This is a genomic window from Pseudomonas sp. SDO5532_S415 (genome assembly GCF_054071155.1).
The window spans coordinates 23,914-48,989 of record NZ_JBSVWS010000006.1; the positions used below are offsets into that span (position 1 = coordinate 23,914).

General features: G+C 60.4%; 25 protein-coding genes and 1 pseudogene. 8 read left to right on the plus strand and 18 right to left on the minus strand.

The genetic code is table 11. The features are described 5' to 3' along the window. Positions 1–29: 29 nt before the first annotated feature. The 5 genes from recG to exbB all read right to left on the minus strand — a co-directional run bounded on the left by recG (position 30) and on the right by exbB (position 5,465). Entirely contained in the window at positions 30–2,105 is a 2,076-nt protein-coding gene (gene recG / locus ACW9HW_RS03800) for an ATP-dependent DNA helicase RecG (protein ID WP_095194435.1), read from the minus strand. 9 nt (positions 2,106–2,114) lie between these two features. After that, positions 2,115–3,044, minus strand: a complete 930-nt coding sequence (locus tag ACW9HW_RS03805; RefSeq protein WP_095194434.1) for a hydrogen peroxide-inducible genes activator — start codon at positions 3,042–3,044, stop codon at positions 2,115–2,117. A gap of 265 nt (positions 3,045–3,309) precedes the next feature. Next, a complete protein-coding gene (locus ACW9HW_RS03810) occupies positions 3,310–4,059 on the minus strand; it encodes an energy transducer TonB family protein (RefSeq protein ID WP_095194433.1) in 750 nt (249 codons plus the stop codon). Further along, positions 4,056–4,484 carry a TonB system transport protein ExbD gene (gene exbD, locus ACW9HW_RS03815; RefSeq protein ID WP_095194432.1) on the minus strand — a complete coding sequence of 143 codons (429 nt, stop codon included), beginning with the start codon at positions 4,482–4,484 and terminating at the stop codon, positions 4,056–4,058. Before exbD ends, ACW9HW_RS03810 begins: the two co-directional genes overlap by 4 nt. A gap of 6 nt (positions 4,485–4,490) precedes the next feature. After that, entirely contained in the window at positions 4,491–5,465 is a 975-nt protein-coding gene (gene exbB / locus ACW9HW_RS03820; protein WP_095194431.1) for a tonB-system energizer ExbB, read from the minus strand. Positions 5,466–5,653: 188 nt separating this feature from the next. Here exbB and ACW9HW_RS03825 point away from each other — a divergent pair, with 188 nt between their 5' ends. Beyond that, positions 5,654–6,511, plus strand: coding sequence for an SDR family oxidoreductase (locus ACW9HW_RS03825; protein ID WP_095194430.1), 858 nt, complete (start codon positions 5,654–5,656; stop codon positions 6,509–6,511). 78 nt (positions 6,512–6,589) lie between these two features. On the opposite strand, the gene ACW9HW_RS03830 is transcribed toward ACW9HW_RS03825, so the two are convergent. The 6 genes from ACW9HW_RS03830 to ACW9HW_RS03855 all read right to left on the minus strand — a co-directional run bounded on the left by ACW9HW_RS03830 (position 6,590) and on the right by ACW9HW_RS03855 (position 11,896). Continuing rightward, entirely contained in the window at positions 6,590–7,330 is a 741-nt protein-coding gene (locus ACW9HW_RS03830) for a hypothetical protein (protein ID WP_457398468.1), read from the minus strand. Between the two features lie 67 nt (positions 7,331–7,397). Then, positions 7,398–7,778, minus strand: a complete 381-nt coding sequence (locus ACW9HW_RS03835) for a RidA family protein (RefSeq protein WP_003229509.1) — start codon at positions 7,776–7,778, stop codon at positions 7,398–7,400. A 27-nt stretch (positions 7,779–7,805) separates the two neighbouring features. Beyond that, positions 7,806–9,911 (minus strand): bifunctional GTP diphosphokinase/guanosine-3',5'-bis pyrophosphate 3'-pyrophosphohydrolase, encoded by a 2,106-nt coding sequence (gene spoT, locus ACW9HW_RS03840; RefSeq protein WP_095194428.1) that lies wholly within the window; start codon positions 9,909–9,911, stop codon positions 7,806–7,808. A 57-nt stretch (positions 9,912–9,968) separates the two neighbouring features. Beyond that, positions 9,969–10,232, minus strand: coding sequence for a DNA-directed RNA polymerase subunit omega (gene rpoZ / locus ACW9HW_RS03845; protein WP_007921129.1), 264 nt, complete (start codon positions 10,230–10,232; stop codon positions 9,969–9,971). A gap of 167 nt (positions 10,233–10,399) precedes the next feature. After that, on the minus strand, positions 10,400–11,020 hold the full coding sequence (gene gmk, locus ACW9HW_RS03850; RefSeq protein ID WP_095194427.1) for a guanylate kinase: 621 nt from the start codon (positions 11,018–11,020) through the stop codon (positions 10,400–10,402). Positions 11,021–11,032: 12 nt separating this feature from the next. Beyond that, positions 11,033–11,896 carry a YicC/YloC family endoribonuclease gene (locus ACW9HW_RS03855; protein WP_095194426.1) on the minus strand — a complete coding sequence of 288 codons (864 nt, stop codon included), beginning with the start codon at positions 11,894–11,896 and terminating at the stop codon, positions 11,033–11,035. Positions 11,897–12,162: 266 nt separating this feature from the next. Here ACW9HW_RS03855 and rph point away from each other — a divergent pair, with 266 nt between their 5' ends. Beyond that, positions 12,163–12,885 (plus strand): ribonuclease PH, encoded by a 723-nt coding sequence (gene rph / locus ACW9HW_RS03860; RefSeq protein ID WP_047535109.1) that lies wholly within the window; start codon positions 12,163–12,165, stop codon positions 12,883–12,885. 28 nt (positions 12,886–12,913) lie between these two features. After that, on the plus strand, positions 12,914–13,282 hold the full coding sequence (locus ACW9HW_RS03865; RefSeq protein ID WP_457398472.1) for a DUF4870 domain-containing protein: 369 nt from the start codon (positions 12,914–12,916) through the stop codon (positions 13,280–13,282). A 169-nt stretch (positions 13,283–13,451) separates the two neighbouring features. Here the strand turns inward: ACW9HW_RS03865 and ACW9HW_RS03870 are convergent, their stop codons facing one another. Continuing rightward, a complete protein-coding gene (locus ACW9HW_RS03870; RefSeq protein WP_053163881.1) occupies positions 13,452–14,231 on the minus strand; it encodes an exodeoxyribonuclease III in 780 nt (259 codons plus the stop codon). A gap of 82 nt (positions 14,232–14,313) precedes the next feature. On the opposite strand from ACW9HW_RS03870, the gene pyrE reads away from it, so the two are divergent. Next, entirely contained in the window at positions 14,314–14,958 is a 645-nt protein-coding gene (gene pyrE, locus ACW9HW_RS03875) for an orotate phosphoribosyltransferase (RefSeq protein ID WP_034147724.1), read from the plus strand. A gap of 167 nt (positions 14,959–15,125) precedes the next feature. On the opposite strand, the gene argB is transcribed toward pyrE, so the two are convergent. The 4 genes and pseudogenes from argB to coaBC all read right to left on the minus strand — a co-directional run bounded on the left by argB (position 15,126) and on the right by coaBC (position 19,313). Further along, entirely contained in the window at positions 15,126–16,031 is a 906-nt protein-coding gene (gene argB / locus ACW9HW_RS03880) for an acetylglutamate kinase (RefSeq protein ID WP_095194424.1), read from the minus strand. 17 nt (positions 16,032–16,048) lie between these two features. Further along, positions 16,049–17,452 (minus strand): annotated as a pseudogene (locus ACW9HW_RS03885) (phosphomannomutase/phosphoglucomutase); the annotation flags it as partial. Positions 17,453–17,643: 191 nt separating this feature from the next. Then, positions 17,644–18,099, minus strand: a complete 456-nt coding sequence (gene dut / locus ACW9HW_RS03890) for a dUTP diphosphatase (protein ID WP_095194422.1) — start codon at positions 18,097–18,099, stop codon at positions 17,644–17,646. A gap of 5 nt (positions 18,100–18,104) precedes the next feature. Further along, a complete protein-coding gene (gene coaBC, locus ACW9HW_RS03895; protein WP_095194421.1) occupies positions 18,105–19,313 on the minus strand; it encodes a bifunctional phosphopantothenoylcysteine decarboxylase/phosphopantothenate--cysteine ligase CoaBC in 1,209 nt (402 codons plus the stop codon). 135 nt (positions 19,314–19,448) lie between these two features. Here coaBC and radC point away from each other — a divergent pair, with 135 nt between their 5' ends. Continuing rightward, positions 19,449–20,123, plus strand: coding sequence for a RadC family protein (radC, locus tag ACW9HW_RS03900; protein WP_095194420.1), 675 nt, complete (start codon positions 19,449–19,451; stop codon positions 20,121–20,123). 134 nt (positions 20,124–20,257) lie between these two features. Here radC and ACW9HW_RS03905 read toward each other — a convergent pair whose 3' ends face one another. After that, complete coding sequence (locus ACW9HW_RS03905) at positions 20,258–21,844, minus strand: ABC transporter substrate-binding protein (RefSeq protein WP_095194419.1); 1,587 nt, start codon at positions 21,842–21,844, stop codon at positions 20,258–20,260. A gap of 445 nt (positions 21,845–22,289) precedes the next feature. On the opposite strand from ACW9HW_RS03905, the gene rpmB reads away from it, so the two are divergent. Together rpmB and rpmG are read left to right on the plus strand one after the other, a co-directional pair. Then, positions 22,290–22,523 (plus strand): 50S ribosomal protein L28, encoded by a 234-nt coding sequence (rpmB, locus tag ACW9HW_RS03910; protein ID WP_003177273.1) that lies wholly within the window; start codon positions 22,290–22,292, stop codon positions 22,521–22,523. Positions 22,524–22,534: 11 nt separating this feature from the next. Beyond that, positions 22,535–22,690: a 50S ribosomal protein L33 gene (gene rpmG / locus ACW9HW_RS03915; protein WP_007894709.1), complete on the plus strand. Its 156-nt coding sequence runs from the start codon at positions 22,535–22,537 to the stop codon at positions 22,688–22,690. A gap of 189 nt (positions 22,691–22,879) precedes the next feature. On the opposite strand, the gene ACW9HW_RS03920 is transcribed toward rpmG, so the two are convergent. Continuing rightward, positions 22,880–23,242 (minus strand): cupin domain-containing protein, encoded by a 363-nt coding sequence (locus ACW9HW_RS03920; protein ID WP_095194418.1) that lies wholly within the window; start codon positions 23,240–23,242, stop codon positions 22,880–22,882. Positions 23,243–23,478: 236 nt separating this feature from the next. Between ACW9HW_RS03920 and ACW9HW_RS03925 the strand changes: the two genes are divergently transcribed. Further along, on the plus strand, positions 23,479–24,972 hold the full coding sequence (locus ACW9HW_RS03925; RefSeq protein WP_457398478.1) for an aldehyde dehydrogenase: 1,494 nt from the start codon (positions 23,479–23,481) through the stop codon (positions 24,970–24,972). Positions 24,973–25,076: the final 104 nt, after the last annotated feature.

Here is a 25,076-nt window from a genome sequence, read left to right on the forward strand (position 1 = left end):
AACCCATCCTCCAGAAACTGCGACGGTGCTCACACTTGGCCGTATTGCTGCCCGTGGCGCAGCCAGCGGTCGAGTAACGGGCTAACGTGGTCCGGCCAGCGCTCCAGCAAGGCCTGAGCGGCATCGCGCACGGCGGGCAACAGGTCGGCATCGCGCATCAGGTCGGCGACCTTGAACTGGAGCAGGCCGGTCTGCCGTGTGCCGAGCATTTCGCCGGGGCCACGCAGTTCGAGGTCTTTTTCGGCGATGACAAAGCCGTCGTTGGTTTCGCGCATGATGCCCAGGCGCTGACGACCGATCTGCGACAACGGCGGATGGTAAAGCAGCACGCAGTGGCTGACGGCGCTGCCCCGGCCGACGCGTCCACGCAACTGGTGCAGTTGCGCCAGGCCCAGGCGTTCGGGGTTTTCGATGATCATCAGACTGGCGTTGGGCACGTCCACGCCGACTTCGATCACCGTGGTAGCCACCAGCAATTGCAAGTTACCGGCCTTGAACTCGGCCATCACCGCGGCTTTTTCGGCGGGCTTCATGCGGCCATGGATCAGCCCCACTTTCAGCTCACCGAGGGCGGCGGTCAGGTCTTCGTAGGTGGTTTCGGCAGCCTGGCAGGTCAGTTCTTCTGACTCTTCGATCAGCGTGCAGACCCAATAGGCCTGACGCCCTTCGGCACAGGCGCTGCGCACCCGTTCGATGACTTCGACACGCCGGGTATCGGTGATCAGCACGGTATTGACCGGGGTCCGGCCGGGCGGCAATTCGTCGAGGATCGAGGTGTCGAGGTCGGCGTAGGCGCTCATGGCCAATGTGCGCGGGATCGGGGTGGCGGTCATGATCAGCTGGTGCGGACACATGCGGCCGCCGACCCCTTTCTGCCGCAAGGCCAGTCGCTGCTGCACGCCGAAGCGGTGCTGCTCGTCGATAATCACTAGCGCCAGGTTCTTGAACTGCACTTCGTCCTGGAACAACGCATGGGTGCCGACCACCATCGGGGTGCCATTGGCAATCTGCTCCAGCGCGGCCACGCGGTTCTTGCCCTTGAGTTTGCCGGCCAGCCACGCAACTTCGATGCCCAGCGGTTCGAGCCAGCGCTTGAAGGTGATGAAGTGTTGCTCCGCGAGAATTTCAGTAGGCGCCATCAGCGCCACTTGATAACCGGCTTCCAGAGCCTGCAGCGCGGCGAGGGCGGCGACCACGGTTTTACCCGCGCCGACGTCGCCCTGAATCAGCCGCAGCATGGGCTCGCGCTGACTCAGGTCGTAGGCGATTTCGTTGCCGACCCGTTGCTGCGCGCCCGTGGGGTTGAACCCGAGATTGGCCAGGTATTGGGCCGGCAGGTGCGTGGCCTTGGGCATGGCCGGCGCGCGCAGCGAGCGCATGCTTTCGCGCAGCCGCTGCTGGGACAGCTGATGGGTCAGCAGCTCCTCGAAGGCCAGGCGATGCTGCGCCCAGTGATGACCGAGGGCGAGTTCGTCGACATCGGCATCGGCCGGCGGGTGGTGCAGGTAGCGGATCGCATCGGCCAGTGGCGCGAGTTGGTAATCACGGGCCAGTTCGGTCGGCAGCCAGTCGGGCAGGCTGGTGGGACCGAGCAACGTCAGGGTTTGCATGCACAGTTGGCGCAGGCGCTGTTGCGTCAGGCCTTCGGTGAGCGGGTACACCGGGGTCAGGGTTTCATCCACTGGCGGCGGTTCGTCGCCAGTAAGGGCGCGGTATTCCGGGTGGTAGATTTCCAGTCCCGACGCGCCGGGCCGCGCTTCGCCGTAGCAGCGAATCCGTGTGCCGCGCTTGAGGCCTTCTTTCTGTGCGTTGCTGAAATGGTAGAAGCGCAGGCTGAGTCCGCCGGTGCCATCCTGCAGGCGCACCACCAGACTGCGGCGACGCCCCATGACCACGTCGGCACCGCTGACGGTGCCTTCGATCACGGCATCTTGCCCGGGGCGCAGCGCGCCGATCGGGACCACACGGGTGCGGTCCTGATATCGCAGCGGCAGGTGAAACAGCACGTCCTGGAGATTTTCCAGGCCAACCTTGGCCAGTTTCTCAGCCATGGCTTCACCGACACCCTTGAGTGCCGTCACCGACACTTGCGACAACTCGGTCATGACGCTTGCTTAGCCCGCCACCACCTGCGCGGACGGCTTGGCCACCGAGCACAGGCGAATGGAGTCGGCGAGGATTTCGATTGCCTTGGGTCGCGGGAAGCTCGCGCGCCAGGCGATGGCCACGGTGCGGTAGGGCGTTGGTGCGGACAGCGGCCGAACTTCGATCACGCCAGGGGCGTAGTGGTGGCTGTCGACCGCCGACAGCGGCAGGATCGAAACGCCGAGGCCGGATGCGACCATGTGGCGGATGGTTTCCAGCGAGCTGGACTCCACCGTGGTGTGCTTGGCGCCGTCGTTGCCTTTGGTCAGGGTCGGGCAGGCTTCAAGTACCTGGTCGCGGAAGCAGTGGCCTTCGCCGAGCAGCAGCAGGCTCTTATCGTTGAGCAGGCCGGCGTCGATGGATTCCTTTTGCGTCCACGGGTGCTGGGCCGGCATCAGCACGTAGAACGGCTCATCGTATAGCTGCAGGGTCAGCACGTCGGCTTCGTTGAACGGCAGGGCGATGATGATCGCGTCGAGCTCACCGTTGCGCAGCTTGTCGCGCAGCACATGGGTGAAGTTTTCTTCGATGTACAACGGCATCTGCGGAGCGACCCGGTGCAGTTGCGGAATCAGGTGTGGAAACAAGTACGGGCCGACGGTATAGATCGCGCCGACTTTCAGCGGCGCGGTCAGCTGGTTCTTGCCGGCTTGGGCCAGTTCGCGAATGCCTTGGGCCTGTTCCAGGACTTTTTGGGCCTGGGCCACAATGCCTTCACCCACCGGGGTCAGGCGCACGGCACTTTTACTGCGCTCGAAAATCAGCACACCGAGTTCGTCTTCAAGCTTTTTCACGCCCACCGACAGAGTCGGCTGGCTGACGTGGCAACGCTCGGCCGCGTGGCCGAAGTGCTGCTCTTGGGCGAGGGTAACGATGTAGCGTAATTCTGTGAGAGTCATAGCAAGCGTCCATGAAGATGCGGGCCAAGCATACCGCCTGCAATCGATAGACGCACGTTATCAGAAGGTAGGTGTCGAGTGACACCGGGCAATGTCGGTTTGCCGCGGGCAGATATGCAAAAGGCACCTTTCGGTGCCTGTCTGGTTGTTGCGAGAACCTATGTGGGAGCGAGCCTGCTCGCGAAAGCGGTTTGACATCCAGTGGATGTTAAATGTGCTGGCCTCTTCGCGAGCAGGCTCGCTCCCACAATGGTTGGGTGATGATTTACCGCCGGCGGTTTTCCAGCGAGTAAACAAAGGGTGCAACAATTTCGATGGAGCCGTTGTTCAGCATGTCGGCCGGTGGTTTTGGCAGGGGCTGGGCGCGGCGAATCATGTCGAGAGTTGCCCGGTCCAGATCAGCCGTGCCGGAGCTACCCACCAGTTCAAATGACAACACGTTGCCTTCGGCATCCACGACAAAACGCAGGCGGTTCATGCCTTGCTTGCCCCGTGCCTGTGCGCTGGCCGGGTATTTTTTGTACTTGGCCAGATGCGCGAGCAGGGTGCCTTGCCAGCTGGCCTTGGCCGCCACTTGAGCGGCCGATGGACCGGGCGCAGGCTGAGCGGATTTCTCGGTCGGCGCTGGAGTCGGCGGTGCTTCGCTCGGTTTTGCCTCGGACGGCTTTTCCTTCGGCGGCTCGGGCTTTTTCTCCACGGGCTTGGGCGGTTGAGGCTTCGGCTTGGGCTTGACTGGTTTCGGTACCGCGATCTCGGCCTTTGGCGCTTCGGCGAGCTTCGGTATCGGCAGTTCTTCAACCGGAGCCGGCGGCTGCGGTGGGGTGACGACCTTCGGCGGTGCGGGCGGTGGCGGGGCTGGGATCGGTGCCAGCTCGACCATCATTGCCTGGGGCGGCAATTCGATGGGCGGGCGGGCCGTCCAGTTCACGGCCAGCGCAATGGCCAGCGCGTGAACACCCAGCACCACAGCCAGGCTACCGCTGTAGCGCGTCAGCTTATGGCGCGTCGTGATCATTTCTTGACTGCCGTCTCGAGTCCAACCAGACCGACCTTCAGATAACCGGCCGAGCGCAGGTTGTCCATCACGCTCATCAGGTCGCCGTAATCCACGCCTTTATCGGCCTGGAAGAAGATCGTCGTGTCTTTCTTGCCCTGAGTCCTGGCGTCGAGCGTTGCGCCGAGTGCTTCAGCCTTCACTTCCTCTTCGCCCAGGAACAGGCGTTGGTCAGCCTTGACGCTGAGGAACACCGGCTTCTCCGGCCGCGGTGCCGGTTTGGCGGTGGACGCAGGCAGGTCGACCTTGATATCCACGGTGGCCAGCGGGGCCGCCACCATGAAAATGATCAACAGCACCAGCATCACGTCAATGAACGGCGTGACGTTGATTTCGTGGTTCTCGGACAGATCGTCGTCTGCCCCTTCTTTCAAATGCAGGCCCATGGCCGATTACCCCACTTTCACCATGTGCGGTTGCGAGCTGCGCTCAGGCTGGTGATCGAGGTCGCGGCTGACCAGCAGCAGGACTTCTGCCGAAGCGTCGGACACTTGCGCCTTGTAACCGGCGATGGAGCGGGCAAACACGTTGTAGATCACCACCGCAGGAATCGCCGCGACCAGACCGAGGGCAGTCGCCAGCAGGGCTTCGGCGATGCCGGGAGCCACGACGGCGAGGTTGGTGGTCTGGGTTTTGGCGATGCCGATGAAGCTGTTCATGATGCCCCATACGGTACCGAACAGGCCGACGAACGGCGCGGTGGAGCCGATGGTGGCGAGTACGCCGGTGCCGCTGCTCATGTTGCGACCGCAGGCGGCCACCAGGCGCTCAAGGCGGAAGCTGACGCGTTCCTTGATGCCTTCTTTCTCGCGGCTGCTGACCGACAAATGCATCTCTTCCAGGGCGTCATGTACCAAGAGGTTGGCCAGGGTGCCTGGTTTGGTTGCCGATGCGGCGGCTTCCTTGAGCGTGGCGGCTTTCTTCAGGTGTACGATTTCGTTGCGCAGACGACGCTTGGCGCCCATCAGCTCGAAGCCTTTGGCAATCCAGATGGTCCAGGTGATGATCGAGGCGATCGCCAGGCCGATCATCACGATCTTCACGATGATGTCGGCGTTCTGGTACATGCCCCACGGAGACAGGTCATGGGCCATGCCCAGGCTATTGTCGGCTTCGAGGACTTCAGGAACGTCTTCACCGAGCGCTTCTTGTGCAGGTGCTGCCTGGGCCGGATCGGTTGCGGCAGGAGCAGCAGCGGGGGCGGCGTGGTCAGCCGGGGCCGCTGCAGTAGCGGTCGGGGTGGCGGGTGTTTGTGCGTCAGCGAACGCCGCGGTCGGTGCCAGCATCAGGCTGAGCAGCAGGGCGGCCACCGCGCTCCAGGCGCGAGGTCGTTTGGTTGGCGAAGCGGGGATTTGATTGCGTGTCATGCTGGCCGGACCTGAGATAGAAAAACGATGATGCTCTTCCAGGCCTCGTAAGGCCGAGAACAAAAGTGGCGCGTATTATTGCAAGTAATTCTTGTTAACAGAAGTAATAGAGTATCTTTTTTTCCTGTATTGCTAGCCGCTCGTCCATTGCCGGCGCTAGTCTGTGCGTTTCCAAGGGGAGTTTTCTGATGTCCGCGCCTTCTGTTTTGATCGCCGGTTGCGGTGATGTCGGCAGCCGTCTGGCCACGCAATTGTTGACCGCCGGTTGGGAGGTTCATGGCCTGCGGCGCGACATCTCGCGCCTGCCCCAGGGTGTGGTTGGCGTTGCCGGCGACTTGTTCAACAAGGAATGTCCGGCGACCTGGCCGATTGGTGCGGTGGATTACCTGGTGTACTGCGCAGCCGCCACTGATCACGATGAGGCCGGTTACCGCGCTGCTTACATTCAAGGCTTGAAGCACGTGCTCGAGTGGCTGGACGACTACGGGCAGGTGCCCAATCGCCTGCTGTTCGTTTCCAGCAGCAGCGTTTACGGTCAGCAAGAGGGTGAGTGGGTTGACGAGAAGTCGCCAACGGTCGCGGCTGGCTATTCAGGGCGGGTGATGCTCGAAGCCGAGCAGATTGCCCTTGATAGTGGCATCCCGGCGAGCATCGTGCGTTTGACTGGCATTTACGGTCCGGGCCGTGAGTGGTTGCTGACCCAGGTGCGCCGTGGTTATCGCGTGGCTGTCGATCCGCCTTTGTACGCCAATCGGATTCATGCCGACGACGCCGCCGGGTTGATGGCGTGCCTGCTTGAGGCGGATCGGCGTGGCGTGGCGCTGGATGATGTGTACATCGGTGTCGATGACGCACCGGCAGCGCTGGCGGATGTGGTGGGCTGGTTGCGTGAGTATCTGGGCGTGACCGAATGGGCGGACGACGCCACTGTGCGCCGCACCGGGAGCAAGCGCTGCAGTAATGCGAGGGCGAAGGCGTTGGGATGGGCGCCGAAGTACCCGAGCTTCCGCGAGGGTTATGCCGCGATCCTCGAAGGACGCTGCTGAATTCCAATCACCCCATAACAACTGTGGGAGCGAGCAGGCTCGCTCCCACGTGGGACCTTCTTTGCAGTTAGACCCGGGTTACTGCTTTTCCAGCAACCACTTGCGATCCCCCGGCGTGAACTGAGGCATTTCATCCGCCAAGGCGGTATTCACAACCTGGAAGATTTCCAGCTCTTTGCCTTTGCGCGCAAAGATCCATGGATTTCCCTGGCCATTGAGTTGCAGCCACATGTTGTCGTTGCCGCCACTCATCGAGGCGCAATCACCGGCCAGGCACAATGCATAACGATCAGCGCCCTGGAGGCCGGTCACCTGGCCGTCAGCCTGAAACTGAACGGTGTTGCCTTCGCCGGGGCCGCTGATGACTTTCCAGCTTCCGCCCATGTAGGCCGAATACAACGCGCGTTCGAAGCTGGCACCAATCGGTGCGCCATCCGGCACCGGGATCAATGCGCGGTCGAAGACCTGTGCGGGTTCGTTCTCGGTCGCGGCCTGGCTCAGTTGTTTGCCGTCGCGCTTCAGTTCACTGCCGGAACTGCCGTAAAAGTCGATTTTCCAGGCGCCGGACTCTTCGCCCGACAGCTTGCCGTCGACATTTTCAAAGCCATTGGTGTAACGGGCCTGACCGGCCTTGGTGTTGACGTCCCATTCCAGGTTCGGGCCATAAGCCTGGAGCGCTTCGCGCAGGGGGAGGCCCTTGGATGCAGCATCAATCGCCACCTGATTGATCCAGGTGCCGCTGATATCTCGGTCGGCAGGGTCGCTGGCACAACCGCCCAGAAGCAGGGCGAGCAGCGAGAGAGCAAGCGCTTTGCGCATGGTGGAATCCTTTCAAGCTTTCTTTACAGCAGAGCAGTCGGCGCAGCCTGAGGCTGCGCCGGACACATTACTCGATGACCAGGATGGCATCCATTTCAACCTGCGAACCCTTTGGCAGGGCCGCTACGCCAATGGCGGCGCGGGCTGGGTAAGGCTGGTCGAAGTACTTGCCCATGATCTCGTTGACCTTGGCGAAGTGGCTCAGGTCGGTGAGGAAGATGTTCAGTTTGACGATGTCCTTGAACGAACCACCGGCGGCTTCAGCCACGGCTTTGAGGTTCTCGAAGACCTGGACGGTCTGGGCTTCGAAGCCTTCAACCAGTTCCATGGTTTTTGGGTCCAGAGGAATTTGACCCGACATGTAGACGGTGTTGCCAGCCTTGATCGCCTGGGAGTAAGTACCGATGGCGGCCGGGGCCTTGTCGCTGGTGATAACAGTCTTGGTCATGAATGACTCCTTGTAATTGATGGTTGGCTACGCGCGCATGCGGGTGATGCGGATCACCCCGGTCAGGGCGCGCAGTTTCTTGATCACGCGGGCCAGGTGCACACGGTCGTGTACGCTGACCACCAGTTGGACCACGCTGATGCGACCATCGCGTTCGTCCATGCTGATTTTTTCGATGTTGCCGTCGGCCGCGTTGACGCTGCTGGCCAGCAAGGCGATCAGGCCGCGCTGGTGCTCCAGTTCGACGCGCAGTTCGACATTGAATTCACCAGTGACATCCTTGGCCCATGAGAGCTGGATGCACTTTTCCGGGTTATGGCGGATTTCGCTGATGTTGCGGCAGTTGTCCAGGTGCACGACCATGCCTTTGCCGGCGGACAGGTGGCCGACGATCGGATCGCCCGGGATCGGCGTACAGCACTTGGCGTAGCTCAGTACCAGGCCTTCAGTACCGCGAATGGCCAGCGGACCTTCCGGACTTGGCAACTGTTCGCCCTCGCCGAGTAACCGGCGCGCCACCACATAGGCCATGCGATTACCCAGGCCGATGTCTTCGAGCAGGTCTTCGATCAGTTCGAGGCGATACTCGGTGAGCATGGCCTTGACGCGTTCAGCCTGGATTTTCTCCAGCGAGCTGTCGAAACCGTTGAGGACTTTGTTCAGCAGGCGCTCACCCAGGCTGATGGACTCGGAACGGCGTTGCAGTTTCAGCGCATGGCGGATGTGCGTGCGCGCCTTGCCGGTGACCACGAAGTTGAGCCAGGCCGGGTTCGGTCGCGCACCGGGGGCGCTGACGATTTCCACGGTGGAGCCGCTTTGCAGCGGTTCGGACAGCGGCGCGAGACGCCGATTGATCCGACAGGCAATACAGCTGTTGCCCACGTCGGTGTGCACCGCGTAAGCGAAGTCGACCGCCGTGGAGCCCTTGGGCAACTCCATGATCCGGCCCTTTGGCGTGAACACATAGACCTCGTCCGGGAACAGGTCGATCTTCACGCTTTCGATGAATTCCAGCGAGTTGCCGGCGCGCTGCTGCATCTCCAGCACGCCTTTGACCCACTGGCGGGCACGGGCGTGAGTGCCTTTTGGCTGCTCGTCGCCACTGGATTTGTACAGCCAATGGGCGGCGATGCCGTTGTTGGCCATCTCTTCCATTTCACGGGTGCGGATCTGGATCTCGATCGGAACACCGTGCATGCCGAACAGCGTGGTGTGCAGCGACTGATAGCCGTTGGCCTTGGGGATCGCGATGTAATCCTTGAAGCGGCCCGGCAATGGCTTGTACAAATTATGAACAGCACCCAGCACGCGGTAGCAGGTATCGACCTTGTCGACGATGATCCGGAACGCATAGACGTCCATGATCTCGTTGAAAGCCCGACGCTTGCCGCGCATTTTCTTGTAGATGCCGTAGAGGTGCTTCTGGCGACCGCTGACCTCGCCCTGAATGCCATCGATGGCCAGGCAGTGACTGAGGGACTCTTCGATCTTGTTGACGATTTCCTTGCGGTTGCCCCGGGCGCGTTTGACCGCCTGGTAGATCCGCGCGGAACGCATCGGGTGCATGGCCTTGAAGCCGAGGTCTTCGAATTCTATGCGGATGGCGTGCATGCCCAGCCGATTGGCGATGGGCGCATAGATTTCCAGGGTTTCCTTGGCGATGCGCCGGCGTTTTTCGCCGGACAACACTTCCAGCGTGCGCATGTTGTGCAGGCGGTCAGCCAGCTTGACCAGGATCACGCGAATGTCGCGAGCCATGGCCATGGCCATTTTCTGGAAGTTTTCGGCCTGGGCCTCGGCCTTGGTCTCGAAGTTCATCTGGGTCAGTTTGCTGACCCCATCGACCAGTTCGGCCACGGTTTCGCCGAACTGCGCTTGTAGCGCTTCCTTGGCAATACCGGTGTCTTCGATCACGTCATGCAGCATGGCTGCCATCAGGCTTTGATGGTCCATATGCATGTCGGCAAGAATATTCGCTACCGCAAGCGGGTGCGTGACGTACGCCTCACCGCTACGGCGGCGTTGGCCGTCGTGGGCTTGTTCGGCGTAGAAATACGCTCGGCGGACCAGGTTGACCTGGTCATTGCCGAGGTAGGTCGATAAGCGATCGGCGAGGGCGTCTATGCTCGGCATGATATCTCCTGCCGAAAGCTTTGTTCCCGCGCCGTGCTACGTCGACCAGGCATAGGCTTAGACGGCCTCGTTGGACTCGTCCTCGAATGCAGCAAAAAGCGGTTCATCTTCAACGATTTCGGCTTCGGCGATAGCTGCGTAGTCGATCAGGCCTTCAGCGATTTCACGCAGGGCGACGACGGTAGGCTTGTCGTTTTCCCATGCTACTTTCGGCTCTTTGCCGCCGGTGGCCAGTTGACGGGCACGCTTGGTAGAGAGCATGACCAGCTCAAAGCGGTTATCCACGTGTTCTAGGCAGTCTTCAACGGTTACGCGGGCCATGGTCTTCCTCGTAGCAAATGCAATATGCGCGCTGCCCGGATGGGCGAGCGGACTCAACAGTTTAAAAAATCACCAGCGATTAGGGAAGCGCTGATTTTTTGATCAAGCTCTTCAACGCGCTGCAAGTGCCAATGTAAAGCCCTTGCAGCGGTTTTGGGAAGAGTGGATCAGCCCAGCAATTCAGCCAGCAGTTTGCCAAAACGTTGCTGTTGGCGTTTCTGTTGCAGCTGATTGGCGCGGAAAATCGCCTTCAGATCGTGCAAGGCGTGGGCGAAATCGTCATTGATGATCAGGTAGTCGTAGTCGACGTAGTGGCTCATTTCACTGACGGCTTCGCGCATGCGGCCGTCGATGATCTCGTCGCTGTCCTGGCCGCGATTGGTCAGGCGCTGGTGCAAGGCCTGAAGTGACGGCGGCAGAATAAAGATCGAGCGGGCCTGAGGCATCAGTTTGCGCACTTGCTCGGCACCCTGCCAGTCGATTTCCAGAATCAGGTCGTGACCCTCATCCAGCGTTTGCTGCAGATGGCTTTGCGAGGTGCCGTAGAGATTGCCGAACACTTCGGCGCGCTCAAGGAAATCCCCGTGTTCGATCATCTTCACGAATTCGCTGCGTTCGACGAAGTGATAGTTCACGCCGTCCACTTCACCAGGGCGCATGGCGCGGGTGGTGTGGGAAACGGAAACGCGGATCTCCGGATCGGCGTCGGTCAGGGCCTTGACCAGGCTGCTCTTGCCCGCGCCCGATGGGGCGGAAATGATGTACAGGGTGCCGGTGCTGTGGGTCATGTCGGGTATGCCTTACTCAATATTCTGCACTTGTTCGCGCATCTGCTCGATCAACACCTTGAGGTTGACCGCCGCTTGGGTGCTGCGCGGGTCGAAGGCTTTGGAGCCCAGTGTATTGGCTTCGCGGTTGAGTTCCTGCATCAGGAAGTCCAGGCGTCGTCCGGCCGCGCCGCCGGATTTGAGGACCCGGCGAACTTCGATGATGTGAGTGCTCAGGCGATCCAGTTCTTCGGCGACGTCGCTTTTTTGCGCGAGCATGACCATTTCCTGCTCCAGGCGCTGCGGGTCCATCTCGGCCTTCATGTCGGCAAAGCGGTCGAGCACTTTCTGGCGCTGGGTGGCGAGCATCTGCGGAACCAGTTCGCGCAGGATCACCACGTCTTCTTCAATGGACGTCAGGCGATCGTTGATCAACCGCGCCAGCTCCGCGCCTTCGCGCTCGCGGCCGGCCTTGAGCTCTTTCAAGCCCTGGTTGAACAGTGCCAGTGCTTCGGTGTTCAGCGCTTGCGGGTCGGTCGCGTCGCCCACCAATACGCCGGGCCAGGCCAGCACTTCGAGCGGGTTCAGCGCTGCCGGATTTTTGATCAGGCTGGCGACGGTCTCGGCGGCCGCAACCAGTTGTGCGGCGCGTGCCTGGTCCACTTGCAGTGGTTTGCCGGTGTTTTCTTCGGTGAAGCGCAGGGTGCATTCGAGCTTGCCCCGGGACACGCCCTGGCGCAACGCCTCGCGGACGGCGCCTTCGAGGTCGCGAAAGGACTCCGGCAAACGCAGGTGGGGTTCCAGGTAGCGGCTGTTGACCGAGCGCAGTTCCCAGCTCAGGGTGCCCTGGACGCCGGCTTTCTCGACGCGGGCGAAGGCGGTCATGCTGTGCACCATGGAGGTACCTCGCAATGCAGATCGGCCCGGAACGATGTTCCGGCAACCCGATATCAATGAATTTAAGCCGACTGGCAGCAAAGGCGCAGGATTGTAGCGCAGTGCGGCGGATGCGCCCAAACACACGGTGTCACAAAGGGCTGCAGGCCGTCGGCGACGGGCTATCCAGAGCCTTCGGTCGTCGGAGGCTTTTTTTAGAAGTGCCCAGTCGTGGCTGGCAGCTCTATAATGCTCCGCAGTTTTCCGTCCCCGTACAGGTATCCCTTATGAAACGTCCAAGTGGTCGCGCTGCCGATCAGCTCCGCTCGATCCGCATTACCCGCAACTACACCAAACACGCCGAGGGATCCGTACTGGTCGAGTTCGGTGATACCAAAGTCATCTGCACCGTCAGTGTCGAAAACGGCGTGCCGCGTTTCCTCAAGGGGCAGGGCCAGGGTTGGTTGACCGCCGAGTACGGCATGCTGCCGCGCGCCACCGGCGAGCGTAACCAGCGTGAAGCGAGCCGCGGCAAGCAAGGCGGCCGTACCCTGGAGATCCAGCGCCTGATCGGTCGCTCCCTGCGCGCAGCACTGGACATGTCCAAGCTGGGCGACGTGACCCTGTACGTCGATTGCGACGTGATCCAGGCCGACGGCGGTACTCGTACCGCTTCCATCACCGGTGCCATGGTTGCTCTGGTCGATGCCTTGAAAGTGATCAAGAAGCGTGGCGGCCTGAAAGGCGGCGACCCGCTCAAGCAAATGATCGGTGCCGTTTCCGTCGGCATGTACCAGGGCGAGCCAGTGCTCGACCTCGATTATCTGGAAGATTCGGCTGCCGAGACCGACCTGAACGTCGTAATGACCAGCACCGGCGGTTTCATTGAAGTCCAGGGCACTGCCGAAGGCGCGCCGTTCCAGCCTGAAGAGCTGAACGCCATGCTGGAACTGGCCAAGAAAGGCATGAACGAAATTTTCGATCTGCAAAAGGCTGCACTGGCTGACTGATCGGAATACCGCAGGCAAGGAGGGCGTCATGAGTGATGAGCAACAGCTGCTTCCCACCCTGAGCAAAGAGGTTCGGCAGTGGGCGATGTTTTGTCACTTGTCCGCCTTGCTGGGAATCTGGATTCCGTTCGGCACGCTGATCGGCCCGTTGATTCTGTGGCAGATGAAGCGCGAGATGGACCCGTTCATCGATGCTCAAGGCAAGGAAGCGCTGAACTTTCAGATCACCGTCGCCATTGCCTCGGCCATCTGCTTCCTGCTGATGGTGGTGATTATCGGGTTCTTCCTGTTCGGGTTGGTGGCGATCGGTGCGCTGGTCTTGACCATCATCGGTGGCGTGAAAGCCAATGAAGGGGTGCCTTACCGTTACCCGTTCACTTGGCGATTGATCAAATAACGATCAGCGAGGTTCTCTTTGTGGGAGCGAGCCTGCTCGCGAAGGGGTCGTCACAGTCAACACTGATGTGACTGATAGACCGCTTTCGCGAGCAGGCTCGCTCCCACAGAAAGCAAACCAGCGCGCACAAAAAAGCCGACATCGCTGTCGGCTTTTTTGCATCTGACGCTTAGATGGTCAGCGTCCAGTCGTAGTCCACGATCAGCGGCGCGTGTTGCGAGAACCGCGGCTGACGTGGCAAGCGTGCGCTGCGTACAAAGCGGCGCAGGCCCGGGGTCAGCAGCTGATAGTCGAAGCGCCAGCCGAGGTTGAGCATTTCGGCCTGTTCGTTATCGGGCCACCAGCTGTACTGGTCGCCTTCACGACTGACTTCGCGCAGGGCATCAACATAACCCATGTTGCCGACAATCTCGTCCATCCAGGCACGTTCAGGTGCCAGGAAGCCCGGGGATTGCTGGCTGTCGCGCCAGTTCTTGATGTCCAGCTTCTGTTGCGCCACGTACAGCGAGCCACAATAAATGTACTCGCGGCGTTTGCGCCGTTGCTTGTCCAGGTACTTGGCGAAGTCGTCCATGAGCTTGAACTTCTGGTTCAAGTCCTCATCGCCGTTCATACCCGACGGAAGCAACAAGGTTGCAATACTGACTTTGTCGAAATCGGCTTGCAGGTAGCGCCCGTAGCGGTCGGCCGTCTCGAAACCGAGACCGCTGATGACAGCCTTCGGTTGCAACCGCGAGTACAAAGCCACACCACCTTGGGCGGGAACTTCGGCGTCGCAGGCATAAAGGAAGTATCCATCCAGTTGGAAGGCTGGATCGTCCAGTTCAAAGGCGGAGGCACGGGTGTCCTGCAGGCAGATGACGTCGGCATTCTGTGCTTGCAGCCAACTGAGCAAACCCCGCTCGACTGCAGCCTGAATACCATTGACGTTCACACTGATGATCCGCATAAATGGCCCCAAAAATCGCGTGCGTGTATGATACACGGCGTCAAGCTAATTAGCTAAATCCGTGGTATTTGGGGTTTTTTTCATGCAAGCGTATCAGCGCGATTTCATTCGTTTTGCCATCGATCGCGGCGTTTTGCGCTTCGGTGAGTTCACCCTGAAGTCCGGGCGCACCAGTCCTTACTTCTTCAACGCGGGCCTGTTCAACTCGGGTTCGGCCCTGGCACAGCTGGGTCGTTTCTACGCCGCAGCCATTGCCGAAAGCGGCATTTCCTTCGACGTGCTGTTCGGTCCGGCCTACAAGGGCATCCCTCTGGCGGCAACCACCGCCGTGGCGTTGGCCGAGCATCACAACCGTGACCTGCCATGGTGCTTCAACCGCAAGGAAGCCAAGGCTCACGGCGAGGGCGGCAGCCTGGTTGGCGCACCGCTGACCGGCGAGGTGCTGATCATCGACGACGTGATCACCGCGGGCACCGCCATCCGTGAAGTGATGCAGATCATCGCTTCCCAGGACGGCGCCAAGGCTGCCGGTGTATTGATCGCCCTGAACCGTCAGGAGCGTGGCAACGGTGAGTTGTCGGCGATCCAGGAAGTGGAGCGCGACTTCGGGATTCCGGTGATCAGCATTGTTTCGCTGAATCAGGTGCTGGAATTCCTGGCTGACGATCCGCAGCTCAAGCAGCATTTGCCAGCCGTGGAAGCCTACCGCGCCCAGTTCGGCGTTTAACCACAAATCACTGTGGGAGCGGGCTTGCCCGCGATGACGGAGTGTCAGTCGACGGCGATGTTGGCTGACAGATAGCTATCGCGGGCAAGCCCGCTCCCACAGAGGTCGAGGTAAAAAAAGACCCCGCTCAGCCAGGCTGAGCGGGGTCTTTTTGCATCCGCTATCGCTTAGTGACGCTTGCGATTGCTGATCAAGGTGCCCACGCCGGTATCGGTGAAGATTTCCAGCAGGATTGCATTCGGCACGCGACCGTCGATGATCAGCGAACTGCCCACGCCACCCTGGACCGCTTCCAGCGCGCAACGGATCTTCGGCAGCATGCCGCCGTAGATGGTGCCGTCGGCGATCAGGTCGTCGACCTGCTGCGTGCTCAGGCCGGTCAACACCTTGCCCGACTTGTCCATCAGCCCGGCGATGTTGGTCAGCAGCATCAGCTTTTCGGCCTTCAGTGCTTCGGCAACCTTGCCAGCCACCAGGTCGGCGTTGATGTTGTACGACTCGCCGTTGGCGCCGACGCCGATTGGCGCGATCACCGGGATAAAATCGCCTTTGACCAGCAGGTTCAGCAGGTCGGTATTGATCCCGACCACTTCGCCGACGTGGCCGATGTCGATGATTTCCGGCTGGGTCATCTCCGGGGTCTGGCGGGTGACGGTGAGTTTCTTCGCACGAATCAACTCGGCGTCTTTGCCGGTCAGGCCGATGGCGCTTCCGCCGTGACGGTTGATCAGGTTGACGATGTCCTTGTTGACCTGGCCGCCCAAGACCATTTCCACCACGTCCATGGTCGCGGCGTCGGTGACGCGCATACCATCGACAAAGTGGCTCTCGATCGACAGGCGCTTGAGCAAATCACCGATTTGCGGGCCGCCGCCGTGAACGACCACCGGGTTGATGCCGACGGCTTTCATCAGCACGATGTCGCGGGCGAAGCCGGTTTTCAGCTCCTCGCTTTCCATCGCGTTGCCGCCGTATTTGATCACCAGCGTCTTGCCGACATAGCGGCGAATGTAAGGCAGCGCTTCGGACAGGACCTTGGCGGTGTTGGCGGCGGCTTCGCGTTCGAGGGTCATTCAGGGCTCCGGGTGAATCAGAACGGTAGTTGGAGATCAGGTGCGACACGCTTCAACTGGACATGGAAAACGTCCTTGATGCGCTGCAATTCAGCCTCGTCATCGGCCTCGAAGCGCAGCACCAGCACCGGTGTGGTGTTGGAGGCGCGAACCAGGCCCCAGCCTTTGGCATAGTCGACTCGCACGCCGTCAATGGTGGTCAGGTCAGCGCCTTCGCCCCACTGCGCGTCGTGCAGTGCATCAATGATGCTGAATTTGCTCTCTTCGGTCACATGGATATTGATTTCCGGCGTAGAAATATCGTTCGGGAAGGTTGCGAACAATTCTTCAGCCGACGATTTTTCCTTGCTGAGGATTTCCAGCAACCGCGCGGCGCTGTAGATGCCGTCGTCGAAACCGAACCAGCGCTCCTTGAAGAAGATGTGCCCGCTCATTTCGCCGGCCAACAGGGCGCCGGATTGTTTCATTTTCTTTTTGATCAACGAATGACCGGTCTTCCACATCAGCGGACGACCGCCATATTCCTTGATCAGCGGGATCAGGCGGCGGGTGCATTTGACGTCGAAGATGATTTCCGCGTCGGGGTTGCGTGCCACCACATCCTTGGCGAACAGCATTAGCAGGCGGTCCGGGAACACGACGCTGCCGGTGTTGGTGACCACGCCCACGCGGTCGCCATCGCCGTCGAAGGCCAGGCCCAAGTCAGCGCTGGTTTCCTTGACCTTGGCGATCAGGTCTACCAGGTTTTCCAGCTTGCCCGGGTCCGGGTGGTGGTTCGGGAAATTGCCGTCGACTTCGCAGAACAGCGGGATGACTTCGCAGTTCAGTGCTTCGATCAGTTGCGGGGCAATCACGCCGGCAGCGCCGTTGCCGCAGTCCACCACGACCTTCAGGCGTCGGGCCAGCTTGATGTCCTGGACGATTTCGGTGGTGTAGCGGTCGAGGATTTCGACCCTGGTGATGCTGCCCTGGCCGCTGCTCAAGTCGTTATTCTTGAGGCGGTCATGCAGGGCCTGGATCTGCTCGTTGGCCAAGGTGTCGCCAGCAATGACGATCTTGAAGCCGTTGTAGTTCGACGGGTTGTGGCTACCGGTCAGCATCACCCCGGATTTGCCGGCCAGTACGTTGGCGGCGTAGTACAGCGCAGGGGTTGGCACCAGGCCGACATCACTGACGTGGCAACCGCTGTCGGCCAGGCCCTGGATCAGTTGCTCCACCAGTTCCGGGCCGGAAAGGCGACCATCACGGCCGACGCAAACATTCGGTTCATCCTGGGCCAGACTTTGGGCACCGATGGCGCGACCGAGCCAGTAAGCCGTTTCAGCGTTCAGAAATTCCGGAACGGTGCCGCGAATATCGTAGGCGCGGAAGATGCTGTCAGGGAACTTGGGGGCTACGCGGGCGGGGGTGCTCATCTGTGGGAATGCTCCATCTCGAAAGTGGCTGGACCTGCCTGCGAATCATTCGTGGGCAGGCTCAAAGTGAAAGGTATGACGACGTTTTTCACAGAGAGTTCGTGGTGTGAAAGGGCCATGACGCCAGCACGGTGCAGAAACCAGCACAAATATTGTGGCGATGGAGCTTGCTCCCTCGCCACGATAAACCCTTGGGATTAATGGCTGCCGGAATGACCGAAGCCGCCAGTGCCGCGCTGGGTCTCGACGAACTCTTCGACCATCTCGAAATGTGCCTGTACCACCGGCACAAGTACCAATTGCGCCAGGCGCTCGCCAACGACCATGGTGAAATCGCTCTGGCCACGGTTCCAGCACGAGACCATCAGCGGACCCTGGTAGTCGGAATCGATCAGGCCGACCAGGTTACCCAGTACGATGCCGTGCTTATGGCCCAGGCCAGAGCGTGGGAGAATCAGCGCCGCGAGGTTCGGGTCACCGATATAGACCGACAGCCCCGTAGGAATCAGTACGGTCTCGCCCGGTTTGATCACGATGTCTTTTTCCAGCATGGCGCGCAGGTCTAAACCGGCGGAGCCTGGAGTGGCGTATTGCGGCAGCGGGAATTCGGTACCGATGCGAGGGTCGAGGATCTTGGCTTGCAAAGCGTGCATGTAAATTAAACCTGGTTCAGACGTTCGGCGATGAAAGTGATCAACTGGCGAGCAATCTTGCTCTTGCTAGTTTGGGCGAAAAGCGTGGCGTGAAGCTGACGATCGATCACGCTGCAGGCGTTCTCTTCGCTGTTGAAGCCAATGCTCGGGTTGGCGACGTCGTTGGCGACGATCAAATCGAGATTCTTGTCCTTCAACTTGCGGGCAGCGTAGTCGAGCAGGTGTTCGGTTTCGGCGGCGAAACCGACACTGAACGGACGGTCGGGGCGGGTGGCGATGCTGGCCAGGATGTCCGGGTTGCGCACCATCTGTAGCAACAAGCCGTCGCCGTTCGTAGGATCTTTCTTTAGTTTTTGTGGGGCGACGACTTCCGGGCGATAGTCTGCGACCGCTGCGGAGGCGATGAAGAGGTCGCACGGGATCGCAGCCTCGCAGGCGGCGAGCATGTCGCGGGCGCTGACCACGTCGATACGGGTGACGCGATCCGGCGTCGCCAGGTGCACCGGACCGGTGATCAAGGTCACGCGGGCGCCGGCTTCCACCGCGGCTTCGGCCAGGGCAAAGCCCATTTTCCCGGAGCTGTGGTTGGTGATGTAGCGCACCGGGTCGATGTTTTCCTGGGTCGGGCCGGCGGTGATCAGCACGTGTTTGCCGGTCAGCGCCTGGCGCTTGAAGCAATCCGCGGCCAGCTGTGCCAGGTCGGTGGCTTCAAGCATGCGGCCCAAACCGACATCGCCGCAGGCCTGGCTGCCGGAGGCCGGGCCGAAGACTTTCAGGTCGCGGCTTTCCAGGGTTTGCAGGTTGGCCTGGGTCGCCGGGTCGCGCCACATGGCCTGGTTCATCGCCGGGGCTACCGCGACCACTGCGTCAGTGGCCAGCACCAGCGTGGTCAGCAAATCGTCGGCGATGCCTTGAGCCAATCGGGCGATCAGGTCTGCGGTGGCGGGTGCGATCAGCACCAGGTCAGCCCATTTGGCCAGCTCGATATGGCCCATGGCCGCTTCGGCCGCCGGGTCCAGCAGGTCCAGGTGCACGGGGTGCCCGGACAGGGCCTGCATGGTCAGTGGCGTGATGAACTCGCTGCCGCCACGGGTCATGACCACGCGCACTTCGGCACCCTGGTCCATCAGCCGGCGAACCAGATCGGCGCTTTTGTAGGCAGCAATGCCGCCGCCGACGCCCAGAACAATGCGTTTCCGATACAGCCGCTGCATAGGCCTGCCTTTCAATTCGTTGGTGACAAACGTAGCGAAACCCCCTCCCCAGGGTGAATTCGCCCGCAAAAAAGATGGGCTACGATATCACAGCGACCGCTACGGAACAGCGGCGCCCACAGACAGGGAGGTGCTATGAGTATTCGCGATTGGCCGGCGGCGGAGCGGCCGCGGGAGAAGCTTCTTGAGCAGGGGCCGGCAAGCCTTTCGGATGCCGAATTGCTGGCCATCTTTTTGCGAACCGGGGTGTCAGGCAAAAGCGCGGTGGATCTGGCGCGGCATCTGCTGGGTCAATTTGGCAGCCTGCGGTCGCTGTTGGAGGCGGATCTCCCGGCGTTCAGCAGGCAGTTGGGACTGGGTGCGGCAAAGTTCGCACAATTGCAGGCGGTTCTGGAAATGAGTCGACGGCATCTGGCTGAGCGGCTGCGCTTCAAGCCAGTGTTGGAAAATCCGCATGCGGTGCGCGATTACTTGAAGGCGATGCTGCGCCATGAGCCCCACGAAGTGTTCGGTTGTCTGTTCCTGGATTCAAAACATCAGGTGCTGACCTTTGAGGCACTGTTTCGTGGCTCCATCGACAACACCAGTGTCCATCCGCGGGAGGTGGTCAAGCGCGCGCTGGCACACAACGCGGCGGCGCTGATCCTCTGCCACAACCATCCGTCGGGCAACTCCGACCCCAGTCAGGCCGACCGGATGCTCACCAAGCGTCTGCAAAAAGCCTTGGAGCTGATTGATGTGCGGGTGCTTGACCATTTCATCATCGGCGATGGCGATCCGCTTTCGATGGCTGAATACGGCTGGATGTAAAGCGGGGTGGAGCTAAGCAAGACTCTGTGGGAGCGAGCCTGCTCGCGAAGGCGTAGTGTCAGTCGATCTCCATTTTGACTGACAGGTTGCTTTCGCGAGCAGGCTCGCTCCCACAGGTTTTGTGGCCGGGCGGATTATTTGAGGTTGACCTTCGAATAGTCCTGCCGCCCAAACGGGCTCACCGAGTAACCCTCGACATCTTTGCGTGTCAGGGCAAAAGCCGTCGGGTGCGCCAGCGGCAGCCACAATGCCTGCTGCTGGATCTGCGTCTGGGCCTGTTCGTAGAGCTTGGTGCGCACGCCTTGCTCGCCGGTGGTCTTGCCGGCGTTGATGAGCTTGTCCAGGTCCTGGTTGCAGTAACGGGCAAAGTTGGTACCGGACTTGACCGCGGCGCAGGAAAACTGCGGCGTGAGGAAGTTGTCAGGGTCACCGTTGTCGCCGGCCCAGCCCATGAACAGCAGGTCATGTTCACCGGCCTTGGCGCGACGGATCAGTTCGCCCCATTCGATCACGCGAATTTCGGCCTGTATGCCGATTTCCGCGAGGTCAGACTGCAGCAGTTGGGCGCCGAGGCTGGGGTTCGGGTTCAGCAGGCTGCCCGACGGGCGAGTCCAGATGGTGGTCTGGAAGCCGTCCTTGAGTCCGGCCTTGGCCATCAACGCCTTGGCTTTCTCCACGTCATGGGCATAGCCCGGCAGGCTTTTGGCGTAGCTCCAGGTGTTCGGCGGGTAGGGGCCATTGGCAGGCTCGGCGGTGTCTTCGAACACGGCCTTGACGTAATTGGCCTTGTCGAAAGCGAGGTTGATCGCCTGGCGCACTTCAGGCTTGTCCAGCGGTGGATGCTGGCTGTTGATGCCGACGAATGCGGTCATGAACGCGTCAGTTTTTTCCACTTTCAGGGTCGGCTCTTTCAGCGCTGCCTGTACGTCCAGAGGCTTGGGCGACAGGGCGATCTGGCATTCATTGCGACGCAACTTCTGCAAGCGCACGTTGGCGTCCGGGGTGATGGCGAAGATCAGCGGGTCCACTGACGGCTTGCCACCAAAGTAGTCCGGGTTGGCCTTGTAGCGGATCGAGGCGTCCTTCTGGAAGCGCGTGAACACGAACGGGCCGCTGCCGATCGGCTGGCTGTTGAGCTTCTCCGGGGTACCTGCCTTCAACAGTTTATCGGCGTATTCGGCCGAATAGATCGAGGCGAAACCCATGCTCAGGGTTGCGAGGAAAGTTGAATCCGGATGGTCCAGCGTGAAGCGCACGGTCAGCGGGTCGAGGGCGTCGATTTTTTTGATCAGCGCCGGCAATTGCATGGATTGCGCATGGGGGAAGCCGCTCTGGGCGACCTTGTGCCAGGGGTTAGCCGGATCGAGCATGCGGTCGAAGCTGAACTTCACGTCCTCGGCGGTCATTTCGCGCGTCGGGCTGAAATACTCGGTGCGGTGGAACTTCACCTGCGGGCGCAGCTTGAACACATACGTCAAGCCATCGGGGCTGACTTCCCAGCTCTCGGCGAGACTGGCGACCACTTTGCCGCTGGCCGTGTCGAAATCCACCAGACGGTTCATCAGTACGTCCGCCGAGGCGTTGGTGGTGGTCAGCGAGTTGTATTGCACCACGTCGAACCCTTCGGGGCTGGCCTCGGTGCAAACGCTCAGGGCGGCGGCGAAGGCCTGTGGGCTCAGCAGAAGCGGGGCTAGCAACAGCGGTAGGGCAGCGAGGCGCATGGTCGGATTCCTTTACAGATCGAAGGCCCATCTGCAAGTGCAGTCTGGAAAAGGCTTACCCTAGTGGGCTCCTTTGCAAATGACTATCCCCTTTTTCATTTTCAGGGGACTATAGGCGCCTGATTTTGCTGTGCTCGGGTGGAAAAACGTCGTCGTCGTGGCGTGGGGCAGATTCTCGCGACGAGCGGTCGAAAACGGCGACAGCCTTTATCCAAAGCGCTTGAGGCGTGGAAAACCGGGTTTTTCTCCATTCAAGGCACAGCGAATGTTGTTGCTCTCCAGTCTTTCTGGTATAAAGCAGCGCTCTTTTCTAGGGGCCCGGTTCCTTCACTGTAGGTGTAGCCGGTAAGACCTCTAAAGAATCGCGGCGCCTGGCGCCACAATGACTAGAGATTAAGCGGCCAACCCATGCCGGGTTGGGCATGTGGTTTTAGAGGGCTGAGGCATGTCTAGAGTATGTCAAGTTACCGGTAAGGGTCCGGTGACTGGGAATAACATTTCCCACGCAAACAACAAAACCCGTCGTCGTTTCCTGCCGAACCTGCAGCATCACCGCTTCTGGGTTGAAGAAGAGAAACGTTTCGTACGTCTGCGCGTATCTGCCAAAGGCATGCGCATCATCGACAAGCGTGGCATCAGTGTCGTGCTGGCCGAACTTCGTCGCGATGGCAAGGTTTAAGGGAGCTAATCATGCGTGAATTGATTCGTTTGATTTCGAGCGCCGGTACTGGTCACTTCTACACTACCGACAAGAACAAGCGCACTACTCCGGACAAAATCGAGATCAAGAAATTTGATCCGGTTGTTCGCAAGCACGTGATCTACAAGGAAGGCAAAATCAAGTAATTGATTTTTCCCGACTTACGAAAAAGGCCCGTATCGCGAGATACGGGCCTTTTTTGTTGCCTGATGGACAGGTATTGCCTGTCAGGCCCCCTTCGCGAGCGGGCTCGCTCCCACAATGTCCGTGTACACACTGATCTCCTGTGGGAGCGAGCCTGCTCGCGAAAGCGTCGGCCCAGGCAACGCTAATTGTCAGGCCTTCTGCTCAAACGCCACATAAATTTTGCGGCATGGCTCCAGCACTTCCCAGGTGCCCCGGAAACCTGCCGGGATGACGAAGCGATCGCCAACCCGCAGCGTCTTGGCGTTACCATCGAGATCACGCAGCACGGAAACACCCTGCACGATTTCGCAATATTCGTGTTCGGTGAAATTCACTGTCCATTGGCCGACAGCCCCTTCCCACACACCGGCGTTCAGCTGGCCGCAAGGGCTGTTGTAGTGGTTGAACACCGCTTGCTCAGGATCGCCCTTGAGCACCTTGGTCGGGTCTGGACGATAGCGTTCGGCGGCGGTGGTGGCCTGGCTGAAGTCGACGATGTTCTGGATGCTCATTGTTGTATTCCCCCGTCATTGCGGTGCGAGTGGTGACTGTTGTCAAAGTCTATGTTTATTAAAATGAACATCGCAAGGCCGTTTGCCAGCCTTATGTCAAATATATTGAAACTTCACCTGCCGCTGGTTTAGGGTGATGGTTGCCCTTGGCCGAATAGCAGGCTGGCCCGGGCAGAATTCCTGACAGCGCCCGCGAAGAACGCGGGTGTCGTATTCAATAAGAGGAGGACACTCGAATGACCACCCTGACTCGTGCCGACTGGGAACAAAAGGCTCGCGATCTGAAGATCGAAGGCCGTGCTTACCTCAATGGCGAGTACACCGATGCCGTCTCCGGCGAGACCTTCGAGTGCATCAGCCCGGTCGATGGCCGTCTGCTGGGCAAGATTGCCAGCTGTGACGCCGCCGACGCCCAGCGCGCTGTAGAAAATGCTCGCGCCACCTTTAATTCGGGTGTCTGGTCGCGCCTGGCGCCGACCAAACGCAAATCCGCGATGATCCGTTTCGCCGGCCTGCTGAAACAGCACGCCGAGGAGCTGGCACTGCTTGAAACCCTGGACATGGGCAAGCCGATCAGCGACTCCCTGTACATCGACGTTCCCGGCGCGGCACAAGCCCTGAGCTGGAGCGGCGAAGCCATCGACAAGATCTACGACGAAGTGGCGGCTACCCCGCACGATCAATTGGGTCTGGTGACCCGTGAGCCGGTCGGCGTAGTCGGCGCCATCGTGCCGTGGAACTTCCCGTTGATGATGGCGTGCTGGAAGCTGGGTCCTGCGCTGTCGACCGGTAACTCGGTGATCCTCAAGCCGTCGGAAAAATCTCCCCTGACCGCCATCCGTATCGCAGCACTGGCCGTTGAAGCCGGTATTCCGAAAGGCGTGCTGAACGTGCTGCCAGGCTATGGTCATACCGTCGGCAAGGCCCTGGCCCTGCATAACGACGTCGACACCCTGGTGTTCACTGGTTCGACCAAGATTGCCAAACAACTGCTGATCTACTCCGGTGAGTCGAACATGAAGCGCGTCTGGCTGGAAGCCGGCGGCAAAAGCCCGAACATTGTGTTCGCCGATGCTCCGGACCTTCAAGCAGCGGCCGAAGCGGCGGCTGGCGCCATCGCCTTCAACCAGGGTGAAGTCTGCACCGCCGGCTCGCGCCTGCTGGTGGAGCGCTCCATCAAGGATAAATTCCTGCCGCTGGTGATCGAGGCCCTGAAAGCCTGGAAGCCAGGTAACCCGTTGGACCCGGCGACCAATGTCGGTGCGTTGGTGGATACCCAGCAGATGAACACCGTGCTGTCCTACATCGAATCCGGTCACGCGGACGGCGCCAAACTGGTGGCCGGTGGCAAGCGTACCCTCCAGGAAACCGGAGGCACTTACGTCGAGCCGACGATTTTCGATGGCGTGAGCAACGCGATGAAAATCGCTCAGGAAGAAATCTTCGGACCTGTGTTGTCGGTCATCACCTTCGACACCGCCGAAGAAGCCGTCGCTATTGCCAACGACACGCCCTATGGCCTGGCCGCCGCCGTGTGGACGACTGACATCTCCAAGGCTCACCTGACCGCCAGGGCACTGCGTGCCGGTAGCGTGTGGGTCAACCAGTACGATGGCGGCGACATGACCGCACCGTTCGGTGGCTTCAAGCAGTCCGGCAACGGCCGCGACAAGTCGCTGCACGCGTTCGACAAGTACACCGAGCTGAAGGCGACCTGGATCAAGTTGTAAGCCGTTAACGGGAGTCTGCTGTAAAAGCAGGCATCCCAAACGACGCAGATCCCCTGTGGGAGCGAGCCTGCTCGCGAAAGCGGTATAACAGTCGACGTCAATGT

What these genes read in the sequence shown, in the direction of transcription:
- radC (WP_095194420.1), top strand. Translation starts at nt 19,449, where the DNA reads ATGAGTATTCGCGATTGGCCGGCGGCGGAGCGGCCGCGGGAGAAGCTT.
- ACW9HW_RS03925 (WP_457398478.1), top strand. Translation starts at nt 23,479, where the DNA reads ATGACCACCCTGACTCGTGCCGACTGGGAACAAAAGGCTCGCGATCTG.
- ACW9HW_RS03865 (WP_457398472.1), top strand. Translation starts at nt 12,914, where the DNA reads ATGAGTGATGAGCAACAGCTGCTTCCCACCCTGAGCAAAGAGGTTCGG.
- exbB (WP_095194431.1), bottom strand. Translation starts at nt 5,465, where the DNA reads ATGACACGCAATCAAATCCCCGCTTCGCCAACCAAACGACCTCGCGCC.
- dut (WP_095194422.1), bottom strand. Translation starts at nt 18,099, where the DNA reads ATGCACGCTTTGCAAGCCAAGATCCTCGACCCTCGCATCGGTACCGAA.
- ACW9HW_RS03810 (WP_095194433.1), bottom strand. Translation starts at nt 4,059, where the DNA reads ATGATCACGACGCGCCATAAGCTGACGCGCTACAGCGGTAGCCTGGCT.
- rpmG (WP_007894709.1), top strand. Translation starts at nt 22,535, where the DNA reads ATGCGTGAATTGATTCGTTTGATTTCGAGCGCCGGTACTGGTCACTTC.
- ACW9HW_RS03855 (WP_095194426.1), bottom strand. Translation starts at nt 11,896, where the DNA reads ATGGTGCACAGCATGACCGCCTTCGCCCGCGTCGAGAAAGCCGGCGTC.
- rph (WP_047535109.1), top strand. Translation starts at nt 12,163, where the DNA reads ATGAAACGTCCAAGTGGTCGCGCTGCCGATCAGCTCCGCTCGATCCGC.
- ACW9HW_RS03920 (WP_095194418.1), bottom strand. Translation starts at nt 23,242, where the DNA reads ATGAGCATCCAGAACATCGTCGACTTCAGCCAGGCCACCACCGCCGCC.
- gmk (WP_095194427.1), bottom strand. Translation starts at nt 11,020, where the DNA reads ATGACCCACAGCACCGGCACCCTGTACATCATTTCCGCCCCATCGGGC.
- rpmB (WP_003177273.1), top strand. Translation starts at nt 22,290, where the DNA reads ATGTCTAGAGTATGTCAAGTTACCGGTAAGGGTCCGGTGACTGGGAAT.
- spoT (WP_095194428.1), bottom strand. Translation starts at nt 9,911, where the DNA reads ATGCCGAGCATAGACGCCCTCGCCGATCGCTTATCGACCTACCTCGGC.
- ACW9HW_RS03805 (WP_095194434.1), bottom strand. Translation starts at nt 3,044, where the DNA reads ATGACTCTCACAGAATTACGCTACATCGTTACCCTCGCCCAAGAGCAG.
- argB (WP_095194424.1), bottom strand. Translation starts at nt 16,031, where the DNA reads ATGACCCTCGAACGCGAAGCCGCCGCCAACACCGCCAAGGTCCTGTCC.
- rpoZ (WP_007921129.1), bottom strand. Translation starts at nt 10,232, where the DNA reads ATGGCCCGCGTAACCGTTGAAGACTGCCTAGAACACGTGGATAACCGC.
- ACW9HW_RS03905 (WP_095194419.1), bottom strand. Translation starts at nt 21,844, where the DNA reads ATGCGCCTCGCTGCCCTACCGCTGTTGCTAGCCCCGCTTCTGCTGAGC.
- ACW9HW_RS03825 (WP_095194430.1), top strand. Translation starts at nt 5,654, where the DNA reads ATGTCCGCGCCTTCTGTTTTGATCGCCGGTTGCGGTGATGTCGGCAGC.
- ACW9HW_RS03870 (WP_053163881.1), bottom strand. Translation starts at nt 14,231, where the DNA reads ATGCGGATCATCAGTGTGAACGTCAATGGTATTCAGGCTGCAGTCGAG.
- pyrE (WP_034147724.1), top strand. Translation starts at nt 14,314, where the DNA reads ATGCAAGCGTATCAGCGCGATTTCATTCGTTTTGCCATCGATCGCGGC.
- ACW9HW_RS03835 (WP_003229509.1), bottom strand. Translation starts at nt 7,778, where the DNA reads ATGACCAAGACTGTTATCACCAGCGACAAGGCCCCGGCCGCCATCGGT.
- coaBC (WP_095194421.1), bottom strand. Translation starts at nt 19,313, where the DNA reads ATGCAGCGGCTGTATCGGAAACGCATTGTTCTGGGCGTCGGCGGCGGC.
- ACW9HW_RS03830 (WP_457398468.1), bottom strand. Translation starts at nt 7,330, where the DNA reads ATGCGCAAAGCGCTTGCTCTCTCGCTGCTCGCCCTGCTTCTGGGCGGT.
- recG (WP_095194435.1), bottom strand. Translation starts at nt 2,105, where the DNA reads ATGACCGAGTTGTCGCAAGTGTCGGTGACGGCACTCAAGGGTGTCGGT.
- exbD (WP_095194432.1), bottom strand. Translation starts at nt 4,484, where the DNA reads ATGGGCCTGCATTTGAAAGAAGGGGCAGACGACGATCTGTCCGAGAAC.